At 67.0% G+C, this 488-nt stretch carries 2 protein-coding genes; both read right to left on the bottom strand.

All coding sequences use genetic code 11. From position 1 onward, the window contains the following. A partial coding sequence (locus tag U8525_RS34455; protein ID WP_374270970.1) for a hypothetical protein occupies window positions 1-200 on the bottom strand: 200 nt, incomplete at its 3' end. A gap of 16 nt (window positions 201-216) precedes the next feature. Next, window positions 217-488 (bottom strand): IS66 family insertion sequence element accessory protein TnpB (gene tnpB, locus U8525_RS34450; RefSeq protein ID WP_374270969.1); only part of this gene is annotated, 272 nt, incomplete at its 5' end.

The raw sequence follows: 488 nt of genomic DNA, 5'->3' as shown, positions 1-488 counted from the left end.
CGCCTCTGCAGGAGGGCCAACTGCTGCTTGAGTCCCTCGAGCTCCAACTGCAGCCGCGCCTGCGCGTCCTCGCCCTTGAGACGGGCATTCTCGAGGGCGAGGGCCTCGAGGCGCTGGTGCAGCCGGGCATTCTCCGCCTCCAGCAGGCTGGCCACCTGCTTGGCTGTCTCCAAGTCTCTGAGTTGCTCCACGCGCGTCATGACTCCCTTCTGGGTGCTACATCGCACCGCCTATCGCAAGGACTTTGTCGTCCACGGCCGGAGGCGACAGCTTCCACCGCCCCGCCAGCTCGCAGCCCTCCAGGAACAGAGACAGCTCGCTCACCGTCAACTCCACCGCCTGCGCGCCCTCCTCGCTCCAAGGCCTGGCGAAGCGTCCCCGGAAGAGCCTCTTGGTGAGGAGCACCAGGCCCGTGCCGTCGAAGTGCAGCACCTTGGCCCGTCGCCTACACCGGCCGACGAAGAGGAAGACGTCGCCCTTGAGCAACT

Source organism: Corallococcus sp. RDP092CA (assembly GCF_041903675.1).
Taxonomy (GTDB): domain Bacteria; phylum Myxococcota; class Myxococcia; order Myxococcales; family Myxococcaceae; genus Corallococcus.
Note: the sequence above shows the minus strand (reverse complement) of the source record. Positions and strands in the feature narration are given on the sequence as shown.